Raw genomic sequence first — 1,784 nt, 5'->3', positions numbered from 1 at the left:
GCAATCTGTATTCCTTCACTATCGCTGCCCTCTGATCTGATGGGGACAGCCACTGCAGAAGGCTCCTTCCATTCAATAGTATCAGGAAAATGAACCAAAGCGTGTTTCAAAACTTCACTCACATGACTTACCGGAATAATTTCCATGTTATTTTTGACATCATCAGGAATGTCAACCAAATCTTTTGCGTTTTCTTCAGGAATAAGGACTTTTTTTATCCCTCCTCGAAGAGCTGCTAGGAGTTTTTCTTTTAATCCACCAATTGGTAAAACACGTCCACGTAAAGTAATTTCACCAGTCATTGCAATATCTTTATGCACCGCTATACCTGTAAGTACAGAAACAATTGCTGTCACCATTGCAACCCCAGCAGATGGGCCATCTTTGGGTGTCGCCCCCTCTGGAACATGAACATGGATATCGCGTTTTTCAAAAAGTGGAGGTTCAATACCAAAATCAATAGCACGAGAACGTACATAAGATGCTGCTGCTGAAATGGACTCTTTCATAATGTCACGTAAATTTCCAGTTACAGTCATCTTGCCTTTTCCAGGCATCATGACCCCTTCAATGGTCAATAACTCTCCACCAACTTCTGTCCACGCAAGGCCTGTCACAACACCAATTTGATTTTCTCCTTCAATCTGATTATAGTGGTAACGTTTAACACCCAAAAAATCATTGATATTATTTTCTGTAATTTTTACAGATTTTTGATTTGTTTTGAGAATTTTTGTAACAGATTTACGGGCAACTTTCATGAGTTCACGCTCAAGGTTACGAACTCCTGCTTCACGTGTGTAAAACTGAATAATCGACCTGAGCGCTCCATCAGAAATGCTGAGCTCTTTTTTAGACAAACAGTGATCTTTTAGTGCCTTTGGTAAAAGATGCTGTTTAACAATTTCCATTTTCTCACATTCAGTATAACCCGCAATACGAATAATTTCCATTCGATCCATTAATGGACCTGGAATATTAAGCGTATTTGCCGTCGTGATAAACATGACATCAGAAAGATCATATTCAACTTCCAAATAGTGATCAATGAATGTACCATTTTGTTCCGGGTCAAGAACTTCTAATAAAGCGGATGAAGGATCTCCCCGAAAATCTTGTCCCATTTTATCAATTTCATCAAGCAAGAAAAGCGGATTAGATTTTTTTGCTTTTTTCATAGACTGGATAATTTTTCCAGGCATCGAACCAATATATGTTCGGCGATGTCCGCGAATTTCTGCTTCATCCCGTACACCTCCCAACGAAATACGAACATATTCACGCCCTGTTGCCTTTGCAATAGAGCGAGCCAATGATGTTTTCCCCACACCAGGAGGACCTAACAAACAAATAATGGGACCTTTTATCTTTGATGCGCGACTTTGTACAGCCAAATACTCAATAATTCGCTCCTTAATTTTTTCAAGACCGAAATGTTCATTATTCATGATCTTTTCAGCAAAATCTAAATTGTTTTTAATCTTAGATTTTTTACCCCAAGGCATTGCTAATAACCAATCAAGATAATTACGTACAACTGTCGCTTCTGCAGACATAGGAGACATATTCCGTAATTTTCTCAATTCTGCTCCAGCTTTTTCTTGTGCTTCCTTGGAAAGTTTCGTATTCTTTATACGTTCTTCTAATTCAGAGAGCTCATCTCGGCTATCATCACCGGCTCCTAACTCTTTTTGAATAGCCTTCATCTGCTCATTGAGATAATATTCTCGTTGGTTTTTTTCCATTTGTCGTTTAACGTGTGAACGAATACGTTTTTCAACCTG

At 38.7% G+C, this 1,784-nt stretch carries 1 protein-coding gene; it reads right to left on the bottom strand.

Annotated features, from left to right (window positions below):
• A partial coding sequence (gene lon, locus ACFIO3_RS03105; protein WP_375704094.1) for an endopeptidase La occupies positions 1-1,784 on the bottom strand: 1,784 nt, incomplete at both ends.

The sequence above is a fragment of the Bartonella sp. AD328YNZD genome, assembly GCF_042196425.1.
The sequence above is the reverse complement of the archived record's forward strand: the minus strand, read 5'-3'. Positions and strand labels throughout refer to the sequence as shown.